The organism is Streptomyces sp. NPDC096040, assembly GCF_040303265.1.
GTDB lineage: Bacteria > Actinomycetota > Actinomycetes > Streptomycetales > Streptomycetaceae > Streptomyces.
Genome location: NZ_JBEOTA010000011.1, coordinates 212,209 through 231,631, shown reverse-complemented (window position 1 = coordinate 231,631; position 19,423 = coordinate 212,209). Strand labels below are relative to the sequence as shown.

Genomic DNA, 19,423 nt, shown 5'->3' with positions numbered 1-19,423 from the left:
GCTCGCTCCCATCGGCGAACGGCACGCGGCATCGCGACGCATGCCTCTCTGTGAATTGTGGGAGCTCCGCTGTAAGAACCCGGTAATCAGTCCCTGTGAATTCGACGAGCCCGCGTGCGGCGGAGCCGGGGCGGTTGATCGCCGTTGACGCTTCGGCTACGGCAGTTCCTGCGCTCGCGCGATGAGCAGCGCCACGTCGTCGTGGTTGTCGGGGTGGTGCAGCTCCCGCAACAGCAGGTCGCAGACCTCCTCCAGCGGGCGGGCTGGGTCGTCGAGGAGGGCCAGCAGCGCGTCCAGCCGCTCGTCCAGGGAGTGGCTGCGGGTCTCGACCAGACCGTCGGTGTAGAACACCAACTCGTCGCCGGGCTCGAAGTCCACGGTCGTCGTGGCGAAGGGGATCCCGCCGACGCCCAGTGGGACCCCGGTGGGCAGGTCGAGCAGTTCCGGCGGCCGGCCGGGGCGGAGCCGGGCCGGGGGCAGATGGCCGGCGTTGGCGATCCGGCACTGGCGCAGCCGCGGGTCGTGCACGGCGTACACACAGGTCGCGATGGAGTGGTCGAGGCCCGAAGTGGTCTTGTCCAGGTGCTCCAGCAGGACGGCCGGGTCGAGGCCCAGTGCGGTCAGGGTGGTGGTCGCGGTGCGCAGCCGGCCCATCGTCGCGGCCGCGTTGATGCCGCTGCCCATCACATCGCCCACCACGAGGGCCGTTCTGCCGCCGTCCAGCGGGATGACGTCGAACCAGTCGCCGCCCACCTCGACGGTGGCGCCGGCCGGCTGGTAGCGGGAGGCGACCTCCAGGCCGGTGGTGATGCGGGGGTGGGTGGGCAGCAGGCTGCGCTGGAGGGTGAGCGCGGTGGTGCGGGCGTTCTGGTACCAGCGGGCGTTGTCGATCTGCACGGCCGCGCGGGCGGCCAGTTCCCGGGCCAGCAGCAGATCGTCCTCGTCGAAGGGTGCCGGAGTGCGGGTGCGCTTGAGGTCGAGGGCGCCCAGCACCTCGCCGCGGGCGATCAGCGGCACGGCCAGATACGAGTGCAGCCCGGCCCGGCCCAGCAGCACGGCCGCCTCGGGGGAACGGGCGATCCTGGGCAGGTCCTCGTCCCTGACGTGCGGCACCAGGACCGCTTCACCGGTCCGTACGCACTCGGTGACCAGCCGGTCGGGGGCGTACCGGGCGACCGTGCCCGGCGGATCGGCCGCCTGGACCGCGTCCGACTCCTGCTCCGCGCGCACGGCGAGAGCGCGGATCACCGCGTCCTCGGCCGGGCCGAGCGTGCTGCGCCGGCCCTCGGCCACCGTGTCCAGCAGGTCCACGGCCGCCACGTCGGCCAGTTCCGGCACGGCGACGTCGGCCAGCTCGGCGGCGGTGCGCTCCAGGTCCAGGGTGGTGCCGATCCGGGCGGAGGCGTCGGCGATCACGGCCAGGCGCCGGCGCGCGTTCTCGGCCTCGACACCGGCCCGGTAGGGCTCGGTGATGTCCACCACCGAGGTCGCCACGCCCAGCACGTTGTCCGACGCGTCCTCCAGGCGGTACACCGACACCGACCAGATGTGCTCCTCGTCCGGGTCGGCCGGCGTACGGCCCACCGTGAACCGGTCGATCACCGGCTCACCGGTGCGCAGCACCCGCAGCGCCGCGGACTCCAGGGCGTCGGCGTCCAGATGCGGCAGCACCTCGCGGGCCGTCCGCCCCACGTGCTCCTCGGCGGCGATCCCGCTGATCCGCTCCAGCGCCGGGTTGACCGAGACGAACCGCAGCTCCGTGTCGAGGACGGCCAGCCCGATCGGCGACTGCTTCACGATCCGCTCGGACAGCGCCACGTCCTGCTCCAGCCGGCGCACCGTCGACTGGTCGGCGGCGAGACCCAGCGCGAACACGTCGCCGTTGTCGTCCATGAGCCGCATGTTGCGGAACTCCACCACATGGGTGGAACCGTCCTTGCGCCGGATGGGGAAGCCGCCCGCCCAGCTCTGCCCGGTGCTCATCACGTCCGCGAACAGCTTGCCGACCAGATCGATATGGCGTTCGTCGACCATCAGCCGGGCCGCGTACTGCCCGAGCGCCTCGCGGGCCGAGTAGCCGAACAGCTCCTCCGCCTGAGGGCTCCACAGCACGATGCGGCCCTTGGCGTCCAGCACGACCGAGGCCACGCCCAGGACGTCGAGCAGTCCGCCCGCCCGCACGGGCCCGCGCACGGGCTCCTCGCCCTCGGCCACCGACGCCTCGGCTGGACTCATCCCACGCACCGCCTTCGAACCTTCGCACGGCACGTCGTCCCCCGTGCCGACTCCCCTTGTTCTATCGCGCTCACACCTGACTCTCCGACGCCGCCGCCGACTTTTTCCACCATCTCTCAACACGGCGGCATCCGTACGGCGAAACGACCACAGGGGCGGCGCGGGCGCGAGTTCACCTTCCCGTTCCGTCATTGGTCTGTACATGCCTGTCAGGCGCACGCCAGACTGTCGGCCGCACGCGCGTCCCACCCCCCTGAACCGAGGAGTAGGCTTCCATGCCCGCGTCCACCCGGCAACGTTGTCGCGCAGGCCTGACCTCCCTGGTCGCCCTCGCCGCGGCCTTCGTCCTCTCGACCGGCACGGCGTCCGCCGCCGACACCTGGACCGAGACCGGCTCCGACCGCGCCGACCCGCTCACCGAGAGCCAGGGCCTGACCTCGGTCGAGGTCCCTGCCAACAGCGCCAACCGCTACACCGGCGTCGGCACCATCCCGCTCAGCGTCTCCAGCCGCGGCTGGAACCACGTCGGCGACCCCGACGAGTCGTACGACGGCTACTACGTCGAGCCGTACCAGGCGGACTCCGGCACCGCCAAGATGTATCGGGTGCAGGCCCCCGGCGGCACCTGGTCGGAGTACGTGCACACGCTCGCCTCCGGCGAGGCCCTCAACAACTCCTGGGACGCGATCTCGCCCGACGGCCAGTACATGCTCTCCGGCGAGTACGGCACGATGACCCGCTTCCTGGTCTTCCCCACGCCGGGCGTCAACAAGAGCACCTCGCCGTCCGCGAACCTCCCGCTGGCGTCCGTCGTCAACCTGGACCACGCCGTGCGTGACGTCCAGGGCTGCGACTTCTCCGGTGCGACCACGCTGCTGTGCTCCTCGGACGACCCGGACGGCAGCCTCTTCGGCTACACCAAGCCGCTCCTGCAGATCGACCTGTCCGCGCAGCCCGGCTCCGCCGACGTCACCGGACATGTCACCGCGCTGCGCCAGCTTCCGCTGCGCAGCTCCTGCTCGGGCACCTTCGAGGCCGAGGGCATCGACTACGACCGGCGCACCGGCACCCTGCGCGTCATCGTGATGTCGCCCGGGTTCTGCATCCTCACGGACAGCAAGACGTACAAGTTCACGCGGGGCTGAGTCCCTTCCCGGGTGGTGCACCACTCGGGAATCGGTGCTTTTCTGTTGGCATGGCGCGGTTCGCGGGGGAACCCGTGATACCGCGCCAATGCCATGAGAGGAGCTATCACGATGGGCCCTGAGCGACTGCACGAGGAATCCGTCTCCCTTGAGATCAGCGGATGCAACAAGGAAGACGCCCGGATCGTGTTCGACACGCTGCGCCAGTGCTTCGAGTCCGACCGGGATGCCGAGGACGTGCCCCAGCAGCTCCACGAGACACGCCCGATGGTGTGGCTCGGCACGTTCGAGGTGACCGACACCCATGAGTGCGCCCCGCCGCCCCGGCTCTCGGCCTCGGTCGAGGCCGACGCGCAGGGCGGCTACTGGGCGATCGACCGGCTCCGTACGACCCTCGACTCCCTGTTCGCGGTACGCAGCCTCTCCTCCGCCTCGGGCGACCAGGAGAGGGAGCTGCACGTCCTGCTCGAAAGCAGGTGAGCGGTGATCTGAGACACGTCACCCCGGAGCCTTTGTGCAACTAGTTGCATAATCCGTGCGCGGTCCTCTAGAACTGGTGCGACGACACCGCGCACGGAGGGCCCGATGAGCCGTTACCCGCATCTGCTGAAACCCCTCGACCTTGGCTTCACCGTCCTGCCCAACCGCGTGCTCATGGGCTCCATGCACGTGGGCCTGGAGGAGGCCGAGCGCGGCTTCGAGCGGATGGCGGCGTTCTACGCGGCCCGGGCCCGCGGGGGAGTGGGCCTCATCGTCACCGGCGGCATCGCGCCCAACGAGGAGGGGCGGCCCTACGAGGGCGGCGCCAAGCTCACCACCGAGGAAGAGGCCGAGCAGCATCGGGTCGTCACCGAGGCCGTGCACCGCGAGGGCGGCAGGATCGCGATGCAGATCCTGCACACCGGCCGGTACGCCTACCACCGGGACCTCGTCGCACCCAGCCCGCTCCAGGCCCCCATCAGCCCCTTCCCGCCCCGTGAGCTGACCGGCGAGGACATCGAGCGGACCATCGACGACTACGCCCGCACCGCCCGCCTCGCCCGGCAGGCCGGCTACGACGGCGTCGAGATCATGGGCTCCGAGGGCTATCTCGTCAACGAGTTCATCGCGGCCCCGACCAACCGGCGCACCGACCGCTGGGGCGGGTCGTACGAGAACCGCATGCGGTTCCCCGTCGAGATCGTCCGGCGGGTGCGCGAGGCCGTCGGCGCGGACTTCATCATCGTCTACCGGCTGTCGATGCTGGACCTGGTGCCCGGCGGCTCCTCCCTCGACGAGGTGATCACCCTCGCCAAGGCCGTCGAGGCCGCCGGGGCGACCATCATCAACACCGGCATCGGCTGGCACGAGGCCCGTATCCCCACCATCGCCACGTCGGTGCCGCGCGGCGCCTACACCTGGGTCACCAAGCGGCTCATGGGCGAGGTCTCCGTCCCGCTGGTCACCACCAACCGCATCAACACCCCGGAAGTCGCCGAGGAGTTGCTGGCCGACGGCGGCGCGGACATGGTCTCGATGGCCCGCCCGATGCTCGCCGATCCCGACTTCGTCGCCAAGGCCGCGGCCGGCACGCCCGAGGCCATCAACACCTGCATCGGCTGCAACCAGGCCTGCCTCGACCACACCTTCAGCGGCAGGATCACCTCCTGCCTGGTCAACCCGCGCGCCTGCCACGAGACCGAACTGGTCCTCGCGCCGACCCGGCTGCGCAAGCGCGTCGCGGTCGTCGGCGCGGGACCGGCCGGGCTCGCCTGCGCGGTCTCCGCCGCCGAACGCGGCCACCAGGTCACCCTGTTCGACGCGGCGGCCGAGATCGGCGGCCAGCTGAACGTGGCCCGCAAGGTCCCCGGCAAGCAGGAGTTCGACGAGACCCTCCGCTACTTCCGCCACCAGCTCGCCGCCCACGGCGTGGACGTACGCCTGAACACCACCGTCGAGCCCGAGGACGTCACCGGCTACGACGAGGTCGTGGTCGCCACCGGCGTCACCCCGCGCACGCCCGACATCCCCGGCGCCGACCACCCCCGCGTCCTCGGCTACCTCGACGTGCTGCGCGACGGCGCCCCCGTCGGCGACCGGGTCGCGATCCTCGGCGCGGGCGGCATCGGCTTCGACGTCGCCGAGTTCCTCACCGACGGCGGCCACAAGGCGAGCGAGGACCCGGCGACGTACTTCAGGCACTGGGGCGTCGACATGGACTACCGGGCACCCGGCGGCCTCGCCGCTCCCGAGCGCCCCGCGCCCCCGCGCACCGTCCACCTGCTCCAGCGCAGGACCAGCAAGGTCGGCGCCGGCCTCGGCAAGACCACCGGCTGGATCCACCGCGCCGAACTCAAGCACCGGGGCGTCACCATGGTCCCCGGCGTGCGGTACGACCTGATCGACGACGCCGGGCTGCATATCACCGTCGACGGGGAGAGCACCGTCCTGGAGGTCGACACCGTCGTGCTCTGCACCGGGCAGGAACCGCGCCGGGACCTGTACGAGGAACTGGTCGCCGCCGGCCGCAGCGCACACCTCATCGGCGGTGCCGACGTCGCCGCCGAACTGGACGCCAAGCGGGCCATCAAGCAGGGCACCGAGCTGGCGGCGGCCCTGTAGAGGCCGTCCCTAGGATGAGCCCATGTCACTCCCGCACGCCATTCTCACCGCCCTGCTGGAGAAGCCGTCGTCCGGGCTGGAGCTGACCCGCAGGTTCGACAGGTCGATCGGCTACTTCTGGTCGGCGACGCACCAGCAGATCTATCGCGAGCTGGGAAAGCTGGAGGCCGAGGGCCACATCCGCACCCTGCCGGCCGAGCAGCCGGCCCGCGGGCAGAAGAAGAGCTACGAGGTCCTGCCCGCGGGCCGCGCCGAACTGGCCCGCTGGACCGCCGCCTCCCAGGACCCCAAGCCGCAGCGGGACGTGCTGCTGCTGCGGCTGCGCGCGGCGGCGGTCGTCGGCACCGCCGGACTCGAAGCCGATCTCCGCCGCCATCTGGAGCTGCGCCGACGGCAGTTGGCCGAGTACGAGGAGATCCAGCGGCGCGACTTCCCGCCGGGCAAGGACGCCCCCGAGGACCGGCTGCGGCACCTGGTGCTGCGGGCCGGCATCGACCTGGAGACCTTCTGGACCCAGTGGCTCGGCCAGGCCCTCCGGGAGGTCCGCGAACTCCCGGAGACCGGGCTCCCGGAGACCTGAGGCGGGTCAGAGCCGGTACGGCTTGGAGCGCTTGCGCAGGTACCAGCCCGTGGCGATGACACCGGAGCCGACCAGCGCCGCGCCGATGCCCAGCGTGAGCGGGCCGTAGTCGCGTGCCGCACCGCCCAGACCGCCCATCACGCCACGGGCGGGCGCGGCCGACCTGGTGGTGGAGGAGGTCGTCGGGGCCGCGGCCGCGGAGACGATCACCGACTGGGAGCCCGCCGTGCCGCCGTTGGAGCAGACGACGACCACCGTGTAGGTGCCCGGCGACACGCCTGTCCAGGCGGCGGACTGGCTCACCGACGTGCCCGCCAGGGCCGCCTGCCGTCCCTCGGCGAATGAGGTCTGGCCGCTGTTGAGCAGCGAGGCGTTGCCCCAGCTGCCGTTGCTCTGCGTGCAGGCGCTGGTGACCACCGAGACCGTGGTACCGGTGGTGCTCACCGAGATGCCCGAGACCGCGGCGGTCGGGCCGGCGAGCCAGGTCGGGAGCGCGGCGGCGGCCGCCAGGGTCAGGCCGGAGCGGAGGAGAAGTCGTGAGATGCGCATGTGGCTGCCCTCCGGCGGCACGGTAGGCGGAACGTCCCTTGCGCCGCCGAGGATCGGAGACTCCCGTGCTGCCTAGGGTCAGCCAAAGCGGCCCCGGCCCGCGCCGCACCCGGGGGCGGCCGACCAGGTGATCTATTCGCCCGTCCGGCCCAGGCCGGGTGCCGGTCACCGCCCCGTCGTCACGGCCCGCTCCGCCGACCACCCGCCCCAGGTCCCGTCCGGCAGCCGCGCCCGCAACCGGGCATGGTGCACCACCCCATGGTCCCGCCCCACATAGAAGCTGTAGGTCGAGTGGCCTTTCGGTGGGGTGCCGCCCCAGACCAGCGAGGTAGTCGTACCGCTGTCGAGCCGGACCTGGTACTCCGTGATCACCCCGTCCACGCGCGGCGGATCCCAGGCCAGATCGAGGTAGTACGCCCCGCTCTCCTCATGGCTCCCGACCGTGAAGCCGGTCGGTGCGGTGTTCCGGCCGTCGTCGCTGCCCGGGGTGGTGAGACGCACCGCAGCGCCGGCCGGCGAGAGGTTGTCGGCCGCGTCCCGGGCACGGACGGTGAACACGTAGTGGGCGCCCGGCCGCAGCCCCGTGACCACGGTCGCGGTCTGGTTCCCGCCCACACTGTGGATCTTCGCACCGCCCTGGTAGATGTCGTACGACACCACAGCCCGGTCGTCCTTCGCGGCACCCCAGGACAGCTGCACCGCACGGCTGCCCACGGCCCGGCCGCCCGGGTGCGCCGGACGCGTCGGCGCCGTGCGGTCCGCCGCGACCACCGCCGGTGTCTTCGCCCGCACCGCACGGCTGCGCGGGCCGAGACTGCCGTCGGCGCCCCGCGCCCGGACGGTGAACGCATACACCGTGGACGGCCTGAGCCTGGTGACGTCCACCATGTGCTGCGCCCCCGGCACTTCAGCGACTTTTGTGGTGCCGCGGTATACCTCGTAGACGCGGATGCCCGAGCCTTCCGGCAACGCGTTCCACATCACATGCACGCTCGTCGCGCTCCCGGCCGCCGCGGTGACCCCCGTCGGGGCGCCGGGCAGTCGGCCGCTGTCGCCGTCGGCGGCCCCGTCCAAGGCGCAGGACGTCATCAACAGCAGGGCGCAGACCAGGACGACAACTCGGCGCACGGTTCCGCCTCCCCGGGGACGGCAGCACGGCAAAGGTCCGGACCAATATGACCTGTCTGTGATGCGGACATCAAGGGGGCCGTATTGGAGACGGCGGGGAATAGTTACGTATGCTGAGGGCTCTGCGGCCGAACTTCCTGAGAACGCCGGGGAGTTCGCGCCCGTGGCGCGGAACGCTGTCGTCGCTGATCCCGCGCCGACGCGGGCGGCCGGGGCGACCGGGCTGACACCGGCTCAGCGCCCCGGCCCCTGACGGATTCTCGACGGAGTGTCAGTTCGTTGCTCCGTACGGCCCTGTACGGCCCCCTCTTGCTGGCCCGTCCGCCCTGCCCACACCACATTGGACCGGGTGACTCCATGTCCCCCACCGAGAGGGTCCCTCGTTGTGCGTGTCCAGTCGCTGACGCTGGTCGTGGCCGGCGCCGCCCTGCTCGCCCCGACCACGCTGCCCGCCCCCGCCGCCCCGCTCACCGCCCCGGGAGAAAGGAACAGGATCACCGCCGCCGACCTGCTGGCCCGGATGCGTGACTGCACCCAGATCTCCAAGGGCCGCTACCGCACCGATGCCGGAACCGCCGCCACCGTCCCCGTGTGCGGCACCGAGCAGGCCGTCTTCTGGGAGGCCGACCTCGACATCGACTGCGACGGCCGGCCCACCGCCCACTGCAACCGCACCGCCGACCCGGCCTTCTCCGCCGCCACCGCCTTCCAGCAGTCCGACGGCCGCCACCTCGACGCGGAGACGCTGCCCTACGTCGTCGTACCGGGCCCCAGCAGCCGCTGGAACCACTGGGCGTCGGGCATCGAGGGCGGTGCGGTCGCCGCCGTGATCTACAAGGACCGGGTGCAGTACGCCGTCGTCGGCGACACGGGACCGCGCGACATCATCGGCGAGGCGTCGTACGCCACCGCGAAGGGGCTGGGCGTGAACCCCGATCCGCTTGTCGGCGGGGTGCCGTCCGGCGTCACCTACATCGTCTTCAAGGACTCGGCCATCAAGCCCATCGAGGACCGCGACGCGGCGCAGGAGGAGGGGGAGCGGCTGGCGGCGCAGTTCATCGAGGGCGGCTGACCGCCCACCCCCGGCGGGGGGTCAGACGGCCGCCCAGCCGTTGTCCACCGGCAGGATCGCGCCGTTGATGTTGCTGGCCGCGTCCGAGGCCAGGAAGACGATCGCGGCCGCCTGCTCCTCGGGCTCGGAGACCTGGCCGACGTTGCCGAAGTACGGGCCGAGCGCGGCCGGTCCGTGGGCGCCGTCCGCCAGGTCGATCTGGATCGCGGTCCTGGTGCCGCCGGGCGCGATCGCGTTGGCCCGGATGCCCTGGTTGCGGTACATCACCGCCAGGTTCTTGGTCAGACCGACGACACCGTGCTTCGAGGCCGTGTAGGCCGCGCCGGCCGCGCTGCCTCGCAGACCGGCCTCGGAGGCGGTGTTGACGATCACACCCCGGCCCGCCGCCAGCATGTGCGGCAGCACCGCGCGAGTGAGGAGGAACGGCGCGGTGAGGTTGACCCGTATCACCCGCTCCCACTCCGCGTCGCTCACCTCGCCCAGCGCCGACATCCGGTCCATGATCCCGGCGTTGTTCACCAGGACGTCCACCGCGCCGAACCGGTCCACGGCGGTCGCGACCACCTCGTCGACCACGGACTGCTCGCTGAGGTCACCGGTGACGGCCACGGCCGTTCCGCCGGCCTCCTCGATCTCCCTGACGGCGGCGCCCGCGCCCTCGGCGTTCAGGTCGGCGACCAGGACCCGGGCGCCCTCCCTGGCGAAGGCCAGGGCGGCGGCACGTCCGATCCCCGATCCCGCGCCGGTGACGATGACGCCGCGCCCGTCGAGTCCGCTGGCCATGTGGTGCTCCCATCAGGTGGTTCGAGGGCGTCCTGGCGCCCGGTGACGGGCACACCATACGACTTAGTGTCGCTCAGTGACATAAAGTCGTGGCGAGATCTTTCCGGCGCTTCGGCGAGAATTCCGTGCAGCAGTCGGCGGAAGCGGAGGAACTGATGACCGCAGCAGGGGGACGCACGGGGCGCCCGCCCCTGACGGAGGAGCGCAGGGCCGAGACCCGACTGGAGATCGCCCGCGCCGCGGTGGACCTGTTCGTCGCCCAGGGGGTGGCGGCGACCACGGGCGAGCAGATCGGCGAGGCGGTCGGGGTCTCCGCGCGCACGGTGTGGCGCTACTTCCCGAGCAAGGAGGCGTGCGTACGACCGCTGTTCGCGGCCGGCATCGAGGTGGTCGCCGACTGCCTGCGTGCCTGGCGGCCGGGCCGGCCGCTGGAGGAGGCCTTCGAGAGCGCGGTACCGACCGACAGCCGTCTGGTGCGGGGCCCCGACCGCGGCACCATCGGCGCCCTGGTCCGCCTGACCCGCACCGAGCCGGGCCTGCGCGCGGAGTGGCTGCAGACCTACGACGAGGCCGAACCCGCGTTCGCCCGCGCCCTGGCCGAGCGCTCCGGACTGCCCGCCGACGATCTCCGTCCGACCATCCAGGCGGCCATGTTCAACGCGGCGCTGCGCGCGGCCGTCGAGCACTACGCCTGGCGGGTCGCCGACGGGACGACGGACCCCGCCACGGCGGAGGCCGAACTCACGACGACCCTGCGCTCGGCTCTCGCCCTGGTGGCTACGGGAGTTGCCTAGGGGGTCGGCAGGGGCACTCCTCGCTGCGGAGGCCGCGTCGGACTCCTGATCGGACGGCGATCCCGGTACTGGGGACGAAGTTGTGAAGGCCTTCCCTCTGTAACAGGACCGTGCGCTGGTTCGCCCCCCGTATGTGGCGCCGCCAACGTCATCGGTCCGGATCCGCCGACGCCGAGCGCACAGCGGAGGTGAGCGTGTCGACGGCGTCCACCAGCCTGTCCGTGATGGTCACCAGGCGTGGGTCGGGCGTCGTCGATTGATCGCGCATCGCGGCGTGGATCCGGCGGAGCGGAGGGAGCCCGTCCGGCGGCTGCCGGGATCTCAGCGCCCCGGCCAGGGAGCCCATCGTGGTGCCCAAGGCCGCCGCGAGTGTGTCGATGCGCTCGGCGTCGGCGCTGGTGGTCCGGTGGAGGTGCTGGACAGTGGCCGAAGCGTCCGATGTGACGAGGGTGTGCAGCGACAACTCGGCGTGCGCCATCCGGGTTACCGCGGCGACCATGGTTCGGGCGACGGCCGGGGTGAGCGGGGGGTGTTCGGGTTCGCCGGCCAGCCGAGCGGTGGATGCCTCTGCATCGGTACGGGCGCGGCGGGCCGTGGTCTGAAGGCGGCGCAGCTGCGCCGGGTCGAACTGCCCGGGATGCGTGAATTCGTTCAGCAGGGAGGTTGCGTAGCGGCCGTGGGCCTCGATGAGGCGGGCGAACTTCTCGTGCGCGGTGAGGCCTTCCCAGGTCGGCCACAACGCGTAGGCGATGAGCGCGAGTGCGGCTCCGATCGCGGTGTCGGCCAGGCGTGCCCTGGCGGTGGTTGCAGCGGGCAGTCCGAGGATGTCGAGAAGGAGCACGATGTAGACGGTGAGGAAGCCGCTGAAGAGCAGGTAGTTCACGTCGAACAGGGCGTACGCGACGGCGACGGCGATCGCGGCCGCGATGATGAGGCCCGCCTGCCCCGGGCCGGCCAGTTCGGCCACCGCGGTGCCGAGCGCGGCTCCGGCGAGCGTGCCCACCGACCGGTGGATGCCGCGGTACACCGTGGAGCTGTAGTCCGGTTTGAGTACCAGGAAGATCGTCAACACCACCCAGCGACCCTCGAACAGGCCGCTGGCCTGCACCATCAGCTCGGCGAGGCCCGTGACGACGGCAAGCCGCAGCGCATGCCTGCCCGTTTCGCCGGCGGGGGTGAGGTTGGCCCGCAGGGTCAGGGCGGTCGAACTGGCCTCGCTCTGCTGGAGTGGTGCCGAAGACGTGCTCGCTTCACTGCGCGTCGGCAGGCTCGTGGGCGCCGTGCCGAAGAGACCTGCCAGGATGTCGGCGACGGCTCGGAGTTGTCCGAGCATCGCCTCGGCCGCCCACTGCCAGTCGGCGCCTACGGGAACGGCCAGGTCTGTCACCGTTTGATGCAGCTCGCGGGCGCGTCGAGCCCGGTCGGCCGGCCTGGCGCTCAGCGCGTCTGCGATGGCCTCCAGCGCCCGGGTGGCATCCGCGATGAAACGTGAGGCGGCGCCGGAGGGATCGGCGTCGGCATGTGCGCCCAGTGCGGCGAGCGAGGCCCGCAGGCGCTCCGCCTGCTCCAGCAGGTCGACGTAGCTCAGCCGGACGGCCGTGGACAGCAGCGGACTGGGATCGGCGAGACGGGTGGTGGCCGGGAAGTCGGCCGGCGCCGGGGGCGCGGACGGCCCGGCGCCCATCCCTGCGGCGTACGTCACAAGGCTGCGGTATGAGGTGGCCAGTGCGGCACGCTCCGGCTCGTCTCGCTGGAGCGCCCAGGAAACCGAGACCAGGACACCTTGGAACAGCCCACCGGCGACGACGAGACCGGCCCGCAGCGCGGCTTCGGCCGGCGACAGCGGCATGCCGATCGCGATCAGCAGCGCCACAGGCCACTGTACGACGGCTACGCTCAGCCGCGGCCCCAGGCAGACGGCCAGCCCGGTCACGTATCCCCACACCATGACGACCGGGACCAGAAGCCAGTGGGCGGCGAAGGCGACAGTTCCCCCGACGAAGGTGGACACCGCCATACCGACGCTGGCCGCGACCACGGCCGCCACCCGGGTGCGGGTCACGCCCTGGAACGACGCCAACCCGGCCGGCAGTGCTCCCAGCGACGCGAAGGCGCCGTACTCCAGGTGTCCGGTGGCAGCTCCCACGGCCAGCGGGACCACCACACCCACCGCCACCCGAGCGGCGCGCCACAAGGCGACGTCGTGCCATGAGAGCGGCTCGGATCCCACGAGCAGCCGCCACTGCAACCGAGCCGGTCCGCTGCGCGTCGCGCGCACATGGCGGCGCGTTCGTCGAGGAGGCTCACGATCTGCCATATTCGATGCTTGCACGAGCGCGCCTGCGGGCTCAGGAGGCGCCTCGACGCGTGAGGGCGGCACGGTGACCGTGACCTGCCAGAGCCGCCGAGGGAGACGTTTCACCGCCGCACGTCCGTGACTTCTGCCCTGACGGAACTCGGCATCGACACCGTCGCCGTGCCGGCACGGCATCCGGCCATGCTGCTCGATCCGGTCTCTCGCAGGGAGGTGACCGCCTACCGGCTGCCGCGGTCGGCGGCCGCGAGTTCCTCGACGAGGTCCACCCTCGACGCCTCGGGGACTGGTGGCGTGCGATCACGAGGTCTTCGCCATGATCGAGCCCGGCAAGCGTTGACAGCGCTCGTGATCGATACACCTAGACCTTGCGGTAGCTGTAGGCCTCGGCGGCGGCCGCCTCCACCGCGCCGAGGTCGGCGCCCGTGGCCGCCGTCACGACCGCGGCGACCGCGCCCTCGACGAACGGGGCGTCCACCAGGCGGGTGCCGTCGGGGAGTTCGTCGCCCTCGGCGAGCAGCGCCTTCACCGTGAGCACGGCGCTGCCCAGGTCGGTGAGGACTGCGATCCCCGCGCCCCGGTCGACGGACGCGGCAGCGGCGGCGATCAGCTCGGCGCTGGTGCCGAGCCCGCCGCCCTCGGTGCCGCCCGCCGGGGCGACCGGTACCGCCGTGCCGCCGCCCGCCAGGCCCTTGGCCAGCTCGGCGACGGAGGCGGCGACCTCCGCGCTGTGCGACACCAGTACGATCCCGACCAGCTTGTCGCTACTCACCGGCTGCCTCCTGAAGTCCCGCGATCAGCAGCGCCGACGAGGTGGCGCCCGGGTCCTGGTGACCGATGCTGCGCTCCCCGAGATAGCTCGCCCGGCCCTTGCGGGCCTGCAACGGGGTGGTCGCCTCGGCGCCCTCCTCGGCGGCGGTCCGCGCCGCGCCGAAGCCGTCGCCGAGCGCGTCCACGGCCGGCACCAGGGCGTCGATCATCGTCTTGTCGCCGGGCGCGGCTCCGCCGAGCGCCATCACCTTGTCCACCCCCGCCCGCAGCGCGTCGGCGAGCTGTGCCTCGCTGACCTCGGCCTCGTCACCGAGTGCCTTGCCGGTGCTGCGCAGCAGCGTGCCGTAGAGCGGTCCCGACGCGCCACCGACCGTGGAGATCAGCCGGCGCCCGGCGAGCGTCAGCACGGCACCCGGGGTGTCGGGTGCCTCCTTCTCGATCGCGGCCACCACCGCCTTGAACCCGCGCTGGAGGTTGCTGCCGTGGTCGGCGTCCCCGATGGGGGAGTCGAGGGCGGTGAGCCGCTCCGCCTCGCGGTCGACGGAGGAGGCGGTCGCCGCCATCCAGCGGCGGAAGAAGTCGGCGTCGAGCACTGGATCTCCTTGCGTTGCGGTACGGGCGTGGCGCTGTTGTCTCTCGCTCACATTCCCCAGCGCAGGGCCGGCGTCTTCACCGGGGCGTCCCACAGCCGCAGCAGCTCCTCGTCGACCTGGCAGAGGGTGACCGAGGCGCCGGCCATGTCCAGGGAGGTGACGTAGTTGCCGACCAGCGTCCGGGCGACGGTGACACCGCGCTCGGCGAGCACGCGCTGGACCTCGGCGTTGAAGCCGTACAGCTCCAGGAGCGGGGTCGCGCCCATGCCGTTGACCAGGGCGAGTACCGGGTTGCGCGGCGGCATGTCCTCCAGGATGGCGTTCACCGCGAAGTCGGCGATCTCGCCGGAGGTCATCATGGCCCGCCGCTCCCGGCCCGGCTCGCCGTGGATGCCGATGCCCAACTCCAGCTCGCCCGACGGCAGATCGAAGGTGGGGGTGCCCTTGGCCGGGGTGGTGCAGGCGCTCAGCGCCACGCCGAAGCTGCGGGAGTTCTCGTTGACCTGGCGCCCGATGGCCTCCACCCGCTCCAGCGGCTGCCCCTCGGCCGCGGCCGCGCCGGCGATCTTCTCCACGAACAGGGTGGCGCCGGTGCCGCGCCGGCCGGCGGTGTAGAGGCTGTCGGTGACGGCCACGTCGTCGTTGACGAGTACCTTGCCGACCTGGATGCCCTCGTCCTCGGCGAGTTCGGCGGCCATGTCGAAGTTGAGTACGTCGCCCGTGTAGTTCTTCACGATGAACAGGACGCCCGCCCCGCTGTCCACGGCAGCGGCGGCCCGGGCCATCTGGTCCGGAACGGGAGAGGTGAACACCTCACCGGGACAGGCAGCCGACAGCATCCCCGGGCCCACGAATCCGCCGTGCAACGGCTCATGCCCGGAACCCCCGCCCGACACAAGCCCGACCTGCCCGGCGACGGGGGCGTCCCGCCGTACGATCACCCGGTTCTCCACGTCCACGGCGAGATCGGGATGGGCGGCCGCCAGGCCCCGCAGCGCATCCGCCACCACGGTTTCCGGGACGTTGATCAGCATCTTCATGGCTGTCTCCCATACAGCGTAGCAAGTAGTTCTCTGACCGGCGTTTTCCCTGTTCAAGCGAGGTGTAACAGGGTGTTGACCTGGGCGGTCCCGGGCGCTTGACGGCGGGTCCTGGCGGTACTGGAGCTGACCGAATGCTGACGTAACTGACGGGTCATCAGTCTCCCCGGGGTCCCTTGGGGTCGGCGGGCGGGCGTCTTGCTCATCAGTATCGACCTTGCGGCAGCGAAGGTCATGTGCGCTGCGGCTCCCCGTTTCGTCGGCGCCGGCTGTGCCGCTGCTCCGGCCGTTCGCGATGCGGCCTCAGGCGGTCACGATCTCGCCGTGGGAAAGCCCCTTTTGCAGGCAGGCGTGTGGGGCGGTCACCTCGGTGATGCGTCGGCGGATTTCGGTGAGTGTGCTAATGTCGTGCGTTTGCGTGGTCGTCGCGGTGGGCGATTCTGCCTGTTCGGTTCCGCTTGTGCGTGGGCTGTTCAATCCTGCCGGGCCTACGTTCCTCTGCGGAAGGCTGTTCATGAAGCATCCCGATGACTCCGGCATCGCTCACGGCGGTCCCGCCCAGCCCGAGGCCACGACCCCGGCGCTGCACCCGGCCGTCTCCTTCGCCGGTCTGAAACTGCCGGTGGAGGTGGTGCGGACACTGAGCGGACTCGGGGTGCGTGAACCCTTTCCGATCCAGGCCGCCACACTGCCCGATGCCCTGGAGGGGCGCGACGTCCTGGGACGCGGGCGCACCGGATCGGGCAAGACGCTCGCCTTCGGCCTGCCGCTGCTGACACGTACGGCCGGGCGGCGCGCCGAACCGAAGCAGCCCCTCGCTCTGATCCTCGTGCCCACCCGGGAGCTGGCCCAGCAGGTCGGCCAGGCGCTGGCGCCGTACGCCGAGGCACTGCGGCTGCGGATGGCCACGGTCGTCGGCGGCATGTCGATCGGCCGGCAGGTCGCCGAGCTGCGTCAGGGAGCCGAGGTGGTCGTCGCCACCCCCGGACGCCTGCACGACCTGATCGAGCGCAAGGCCTGCCGCCTGGGACGGGTGAGGATCACCGTGCTGGACGAGGCCGACCAGATGTGCGACTTGGGATTCCTGCCGCAGGTTGTCGACGTCCTCGATCAGGTGCACCCCGACGGTCAGCGGATGTTGTTCTCGGCCACTCTGGATCGCGACGTCGACCAGCTGGTCCGCCGCTACCTCCACGATCCCGTCGTCCACTCGGTCGACCCGTCCGCCGGCACGGTCACGACGATGGAACACCACGTTCTGGTCGTCCACGGCCCTGACCGCTATGCCGTCACCACGGAGATCGCCGCCCGCGAGGGCCGCGTACTGCTGTTCCTCGACACCAAGCACGCCGTCGACCAGCTCACCCGGCATCTGCGGGCCAGCGGCGTGCACGCCGGGGCCCTGCACAGCGGCAAGTCCCAGCCACAGCGCACACGGACCCTGGCGCAGTTCAAGAACGGCCAGATCACCGTTCTGGTGGCGACCAATGTCGCGGCCCGTGGCCTGCACGTCGACGACCTCGATCTCGTGGTCAACGTGGACCCGCCCACCGACGCCAAGGACTATGTGCACCGGGCGGGCCGCACCGCCCGCGCCGGTGAGTCCGGCAGCGTGGTCACGCTCGTGCTGTCGGCCCAGCGCCGCGAGACGAGCCGGATGATGGCCGGGGCCGGTATCGAGGCAACCGTCACCAAGGTGCGCTCGGGCGAGGCGGAGCTGAGCCGGATCACCGGAGCCAAGGCTCCCTCCGGGACCCCGCTCGACGGCGGCCCCGCCGTCCCCCGACCGAAGAACAGCAACGCTCCCTTCCGCGGCCTCGGCACCAGCAAGGACACCTCCCGCGGCGCCGGCGGCAAGTCCCGAAAGGCCGGCGAGGCCCGCAAGCTCGCCGAGGCCCGCAAGGCCGCCCTCGTGCGTCGCAACGGCTGAGAGTCATTGCCCTGGCGCTGAACGTCCCGGCCGCGGGATCGACAACCCTCGGCCCGGCCCGAAGCCCCGTCTTGTGCGCCTCACCTGCGAAGCGAACGCCCTTGTCCGCGAGAGGGATACCCGCCGAAACGGGGCAGGACGATGTCGCCGGCGCCCCGCACTGCGCCCGGCATGACAAGCTGTGCCTGCACACCCCCCGAACCCAGGAGGTCACCATGACCGCAGAGCCCGTATCCACGGAAGGTTCGGAGCCGGCTGACCCCGAGACGTCCCCTCTGGCGCCGGACAGCGAAGGCAACTACGACCTCAAGCGCAAGTTCCGCGAAGCTCTGGCGCGCAAGCGCGGTGCGCAGGCGGACGCCGCCGATGTCGCCGCCAACCCCGATGCGTCGAAGGTGCGTGCGGCGCACGGTCCGGCTGCGAGCCAGCGGTCGTTCAGGCGCAAGAGCGGCGGCTGAGTCGATCGGTCCCGCGGTCCGGCCGCTTTGCCGGCACTCTGCCCGCTGTCCACTCGCGCGCCCCGTGCGGTGGCCCGCAACGTGCGCAGGCCCGTGTGCGCGTTGCGGACGAGGCGTAGCCGGCGGTCGCGCCCGTGGAACGGTCCAGCTGCGGCCGGCCCGGGTCGGTGGCGCCGCCGCACTGGAATTCCGGCCAGGATGCCCGGTCGCCGACGTTGCACGGTGGCCAGGACGTGGCTGTCGGTACCCGGTGCGGCGCCAGGGCGGTGTCGTGGTGGAGTTGGTCGAGGTGGCCGGTGAAGTAGCGGTGGCGGGCGGCGACCGCTTCGCGGCGGGTGGCGGGTAGCTGTTCGGCCGCGGCCTGCGTGGTCATCACGACGTCCAGTCGGAGTGCCCGTCCGGACGATGCGACTTTCGTCGCGCGTGAGTGCGACGAACGGATGCTGTGTGTCCGCGCGGTGATGCCTACCGTTGGCGCGGGAACGTGACGAAGAAGGCCCTCGATCTCCGGAAACACCTGGGCATGGCAGACATGTGGTCCTGGCGGCGGATTGTCGGTGAGACGCTGCTTGCCCTCCTCCTGGCCGCGTTCGCGGTGGCGGGCCTGACGGGCCAGGGCGCGCTGCGGATGGCCGTCGCGGCAGCGGTCTCCGTGGTGGCCTCGATGCTGCGGAGGGCTTTCCCGGCGACTGTGCCGGTCCTCTTGGGCGCGGTCGCAGGCGTGTTCGGTGGTTTCGCAGTTGCCCTCATCGTCGTGAGCTGGTCGGCGGGTTCGCGGATCGAGGCACCGCGGCGGGCGCTCACGGTGTTCGCGGCCACATACGTCCTCTACGCGGGGCGCTGATCCTGACGACATTCGGCGAGCGGGAGAACGTGCTGCGCGCTCTGAGCCAGGGCGGCGCCGGGTTCCTGCTGAAGGACTCGGCGCCGGCCGAGCTGATCCAGGCGGTACGGGCGGCGGCCGCCGGGGACACGTATCTGTCGCCCAGCGCCGCGCGACACGTGGTCGACTCGCTCGCCTCGGGGCAGGCCGCGGTACGTTGTCGAACGCCGACGCGGGAGAGCGGATCCATGTGAGCGAGGCGACGGTGAAGACGTACGTCAGCCGGATCCTGACGAAGCCGGAGTGCGAGAACCGGGTACAGGCGGCGCTGCTGGCACGGGACGCGGGGCTGGAACCTACCTGATCCGGGATCAGCTGCTCCGGACGGTGTCCTCGAACGTGGTGCCCGCGCTGCGGTACGCCGCCACGGTTGCGGCGACCCGCGCCGGCGTGAGGACCTGGCCCTTGACGTGCAGGACGTAGTCGAACTGCACGTCGTACCCCCGCGCGGTGGTGCTGGTCAGGCCCGCGGTCTCGGTGCGGCAGATGCGCAGGACCCGGAGGTGCTGGGAGGCCAGCGGCATGCCGAGACGCACCGGGGAGGCCA

The 19,423-nt window shown here is 71.7% G+C and carries 17 protein-coding genes and 2 pseudogenes; 10 read left to right on the top strand and 9 right to left on the bottom strand.

Annotated elements, in window-relative coordinates; all coding sequences use genetic code 11:
• Positions 1-156: 156 nt before the first annotated feature.
• The gene (locus ABTY98_RS17465) at positions 157-2,235 is read right to left on the bottom strand and encodes a SpoIIE family protein phosphatase (RefSeq protein ID WP_352221783.1); all 2,079 of its coding nucleotides are present in this window, start codon (positions 2,233-2,235) and stop codon (positions 157-159) included.
• Between the two features lie 275 nt (positions 2,236-2,510).
• On the opposite strand from ABTY98_RS17465, the gene ABTY98_RS17460 reads away from it, so the two are divergent.
• The 4 genes from ABTY98_RS17460 to ABTY98_RS17445 all read left to right on the top strand — a co-directional run bounded on the left by ABTY98_RS17460 (position 2,511) and on the right by ABTY98_RS17445 (position 6,561).
• Positions 2,511-3,380 (top strand): hypothetical protein, encoded by an 870-nt coding sequence (locus ABTY98_RS17460; RefSeq protein WP_352221782.1) that lies wholly within the window; start codon positions 2,511-2,513, stop codon positions 3,378-3,380.
• A 111-nt stretch (positions 3,381-3,491) separates the two neighbouring features.
• Entirely contained in the window at positions 3,492-3,860 is a 369-nt protein-coding gene (locus tag ABTY98_RS17455; RefSeq protein WP_352221781.1) for a hypothetical protein, read from the top strand.
• A gap of 105 nt (positions 3,861-3,965) precedes the next feature.
• Complete coding sequence (locus tag ABTY98_RS17450; RefSeq protein WP_352221780.1) at positions 3,966-5,981, top strand: FAD-dependent oxidoreductase; 2,016 nt, start codon at positions 3,966-3,968, stop codon at positions 5,979-5,981.
• 22 nt (positions 5,982-6,003) lie between these two features.
• Complete coding sequence (locus ABTY98_RS17445) at positions 6,004-6,561, top strand: PadR family transcriptional regulator (protein ID WP_352221779.1); 558 nt, start codon at positions 6,004-6,006, stop codon at positions 6,559-6,561.
• A gap of 6 nt (positions 6,562-6,567) precedes the next feature.
• On the opposite strand, the gene ABTY98_RS17440 is transcribed toward ABTY98_RS17445, so the two are convergent.
• On the bottom strand, positions 6,568-7,110 hold the full coding sequence (locus ABTY98_RS17440; RefSeq protein ID WP_352221778.1) for a hypothetical protein: 543 nt from the start codon (positions 7,108-7,110) through the stop codon (positions 6,568-6,570).
• A gap of 165 nt (positions 7,111-7,275) precedes the next feature.
• Positions 7,276-8,238: a fibronectin type III domain-containing protein gene (locus ABTY98_RS17435; RefSeq protein ID WP_352221777.1), complete on the bottom strand. Its 963-nt coding sequence runs from the start codon at positions 8,236-8,238 to the stop codon at positions 7,276-7,278.
• A 385-nt stretch (positions 8,239-8,623) separates the two neighbouring features.
• Between ABTY98_RS17435 and ABTY98_RS17430 the strand changes: the two genes are divergently transcribed.
• Positions 8,624-9,310: a glycoside hydrolase family 75 protein gene (locus tag ABTY98_RS17430; RefSeq protein ID WP_352221776.1), complete on the top strand. Its 687-nt coding sequence runs from the start codon at positions 8,624-8,626 to the stop codon at positions 9,308-9,310.
• A 21-nt stretch (positions 9,311-9,331) separates the two neighbouring features.
• Here the strand turns inward: ABTY98_RS17430 and ABTY98_RS17425 are convergent, their stop codons facing one another.
• Positions 9,332-10,093 carry an SDR family NAD(P)-dependent oxidoreductase gene (locus ABTY98_RS17425; RefSeq protein ID WP_352221775.1) on the bottom strand — a complete coding sequence of 254 codons (762 nt, stop codon included), beginning with the start codon at positions 10,091-10,093 and terminating at the stop codon, positions 9,332-9,334.
• A 155-nt stretch (positions 10,094-10,248) separates the two neighbouring features.
• Between ABTY98_RS17425 and ABTY98_RS17420 the strand changes: the two genes are divergently transcribed.
• Positions 10,249-10,887 carry a TetR/AcrR family transcriptional regulator gene (locus tag ABTY98_RS17420; RefSeq protein WP_352221848.1) on the top strand — a complete coding sequence of 213 codons (639 nt, stop codon included), beginning with the start codon at positions 10,249-10,251 and terminating at the stop codon, positions 10,885-10,887.
• 148 nt (positions 10,888-11,035) lie between these two features.
• Here the strand turns inward: ABTY98_RS17420 and ABTY98_RS17415 are convergent, their stop codons facing one another.
• From ABTY98_RS17415 to dhaK, 4 genes are all read right to left on the bottom strand, one after another.
• The gene (locus tag ABTY98_RS17415) at positions 11,036-13,117 is read right to left on the bottom strand and encodes an FUSC family protein (RefSeq protein ID WP_352221774.1); all 2,082 of its coding nucleotides are present in this window, start codon (positions 13,115-13,117) and stop codon (positions 11,036-11,038) included.
• Between the two features lie 445 nt (positions 13,118-13,562).
• On the bottom strand, positions 13,563-13,973 hold the full coding sequence (locus ABTY98_RS17410) for a PTS-dependent dihydroxyacetone kinase phosphotransferase subunit DhaM (protein WP_352221773.1): 411 nt from the start codon (positions 13,971-13,973) through the stop codon (positions 13,563-13,565).
• Positions 13,966-14,565 (bottom strand): dihydroxyacetone kinase subunit DhaL, encoded by a 600-nt coding sequence (dhaL, locus tag ABTY98_RS17405; protein ID WP_352221772.1) that lies wholly within the window; start codon positions 14,563-14,565, stop codon positions 13,966-13,968. The genes ABTY98_RS17410 and dhaL overlap by 8 nt, the downstream gene beginning before the upstream one ends.
• Positions 14,566-14,612: 47 nt before the next feature.
• Complete coding sequence (dhaK, locus tag ABTY98_RS17400) at positions 14,613-15,605, bottom strand: dihydroxyacetone kinase subunit DhaK (RefSeq protein ID WP_352221771.1); 993 nt, start codon at positions 15,603-15,605, stop codon at positions 14,613-14,615.
• Between the two features lie 514 nt (positions 15,606-16,119).
• Here dhaK and ABTY98_RS17395 point away from each other — a divergent pair.
• From ABTY98_RS17395 to ABTY98_RS42315, 4 genes and pseudogenes are all read left to right on the top strand, one after another.
• Entirely contained in the window at positions 16,120-17,535 is a 1,416-nt protein-coding gene (locus tag ABTY98_RS17395) for a DEAD/DEAH box helicase (protein WP_352221770.1), read from the top strand.
• A 215-nt stretch (positions 17,536-17,750) separates the two neighbouring features.
• The gene (locus ABTY98_RS17390; protein WP_352221769.1) at positions 17,751-17,993 is read left to right on the top strand and encodes a DUF5302 domain-containing protein; all 243 of its coding nucleotides are present in this window, start codon (positions 17,751-17,753) and stop codon (positions 17,991-17,993) included.
• Between the two features lie 523 nt (positions 17,994-18,516).
• Entirely contained in the window at positions 18,517-18,837 is a 321-nt protein-coding gene (locus tag ABTY98_RS17385) for a hypothetical protein (protein ID WP_352221768.1), read from the top strand.
• Positions 18,819-19,180: pseudogene (locus tag ABTY98_RS42315) on the top strand (response regulator transcription factor); the annotation flags it as partial. The gene ABTY98_RS17385 and the pseudogene ABTY98_RS42315, both read left to right, overlap by 19 nt.
• Positions 19,181-19,187: 7 nt before the next feature.
• On the opposite strand, the pseudogene ABTY98_RS17370 reads toward ABTY98_RS42315, so the two are convergent.
• Positions 19,188-19,352, bottom strand: a pseudogene (locus ABTY98_RS17370) (cellulose binding domain-containing protein); the annotation flags it as partial.
• Positions 19,353-19,423: the final 71 nt, after the last annotated feature.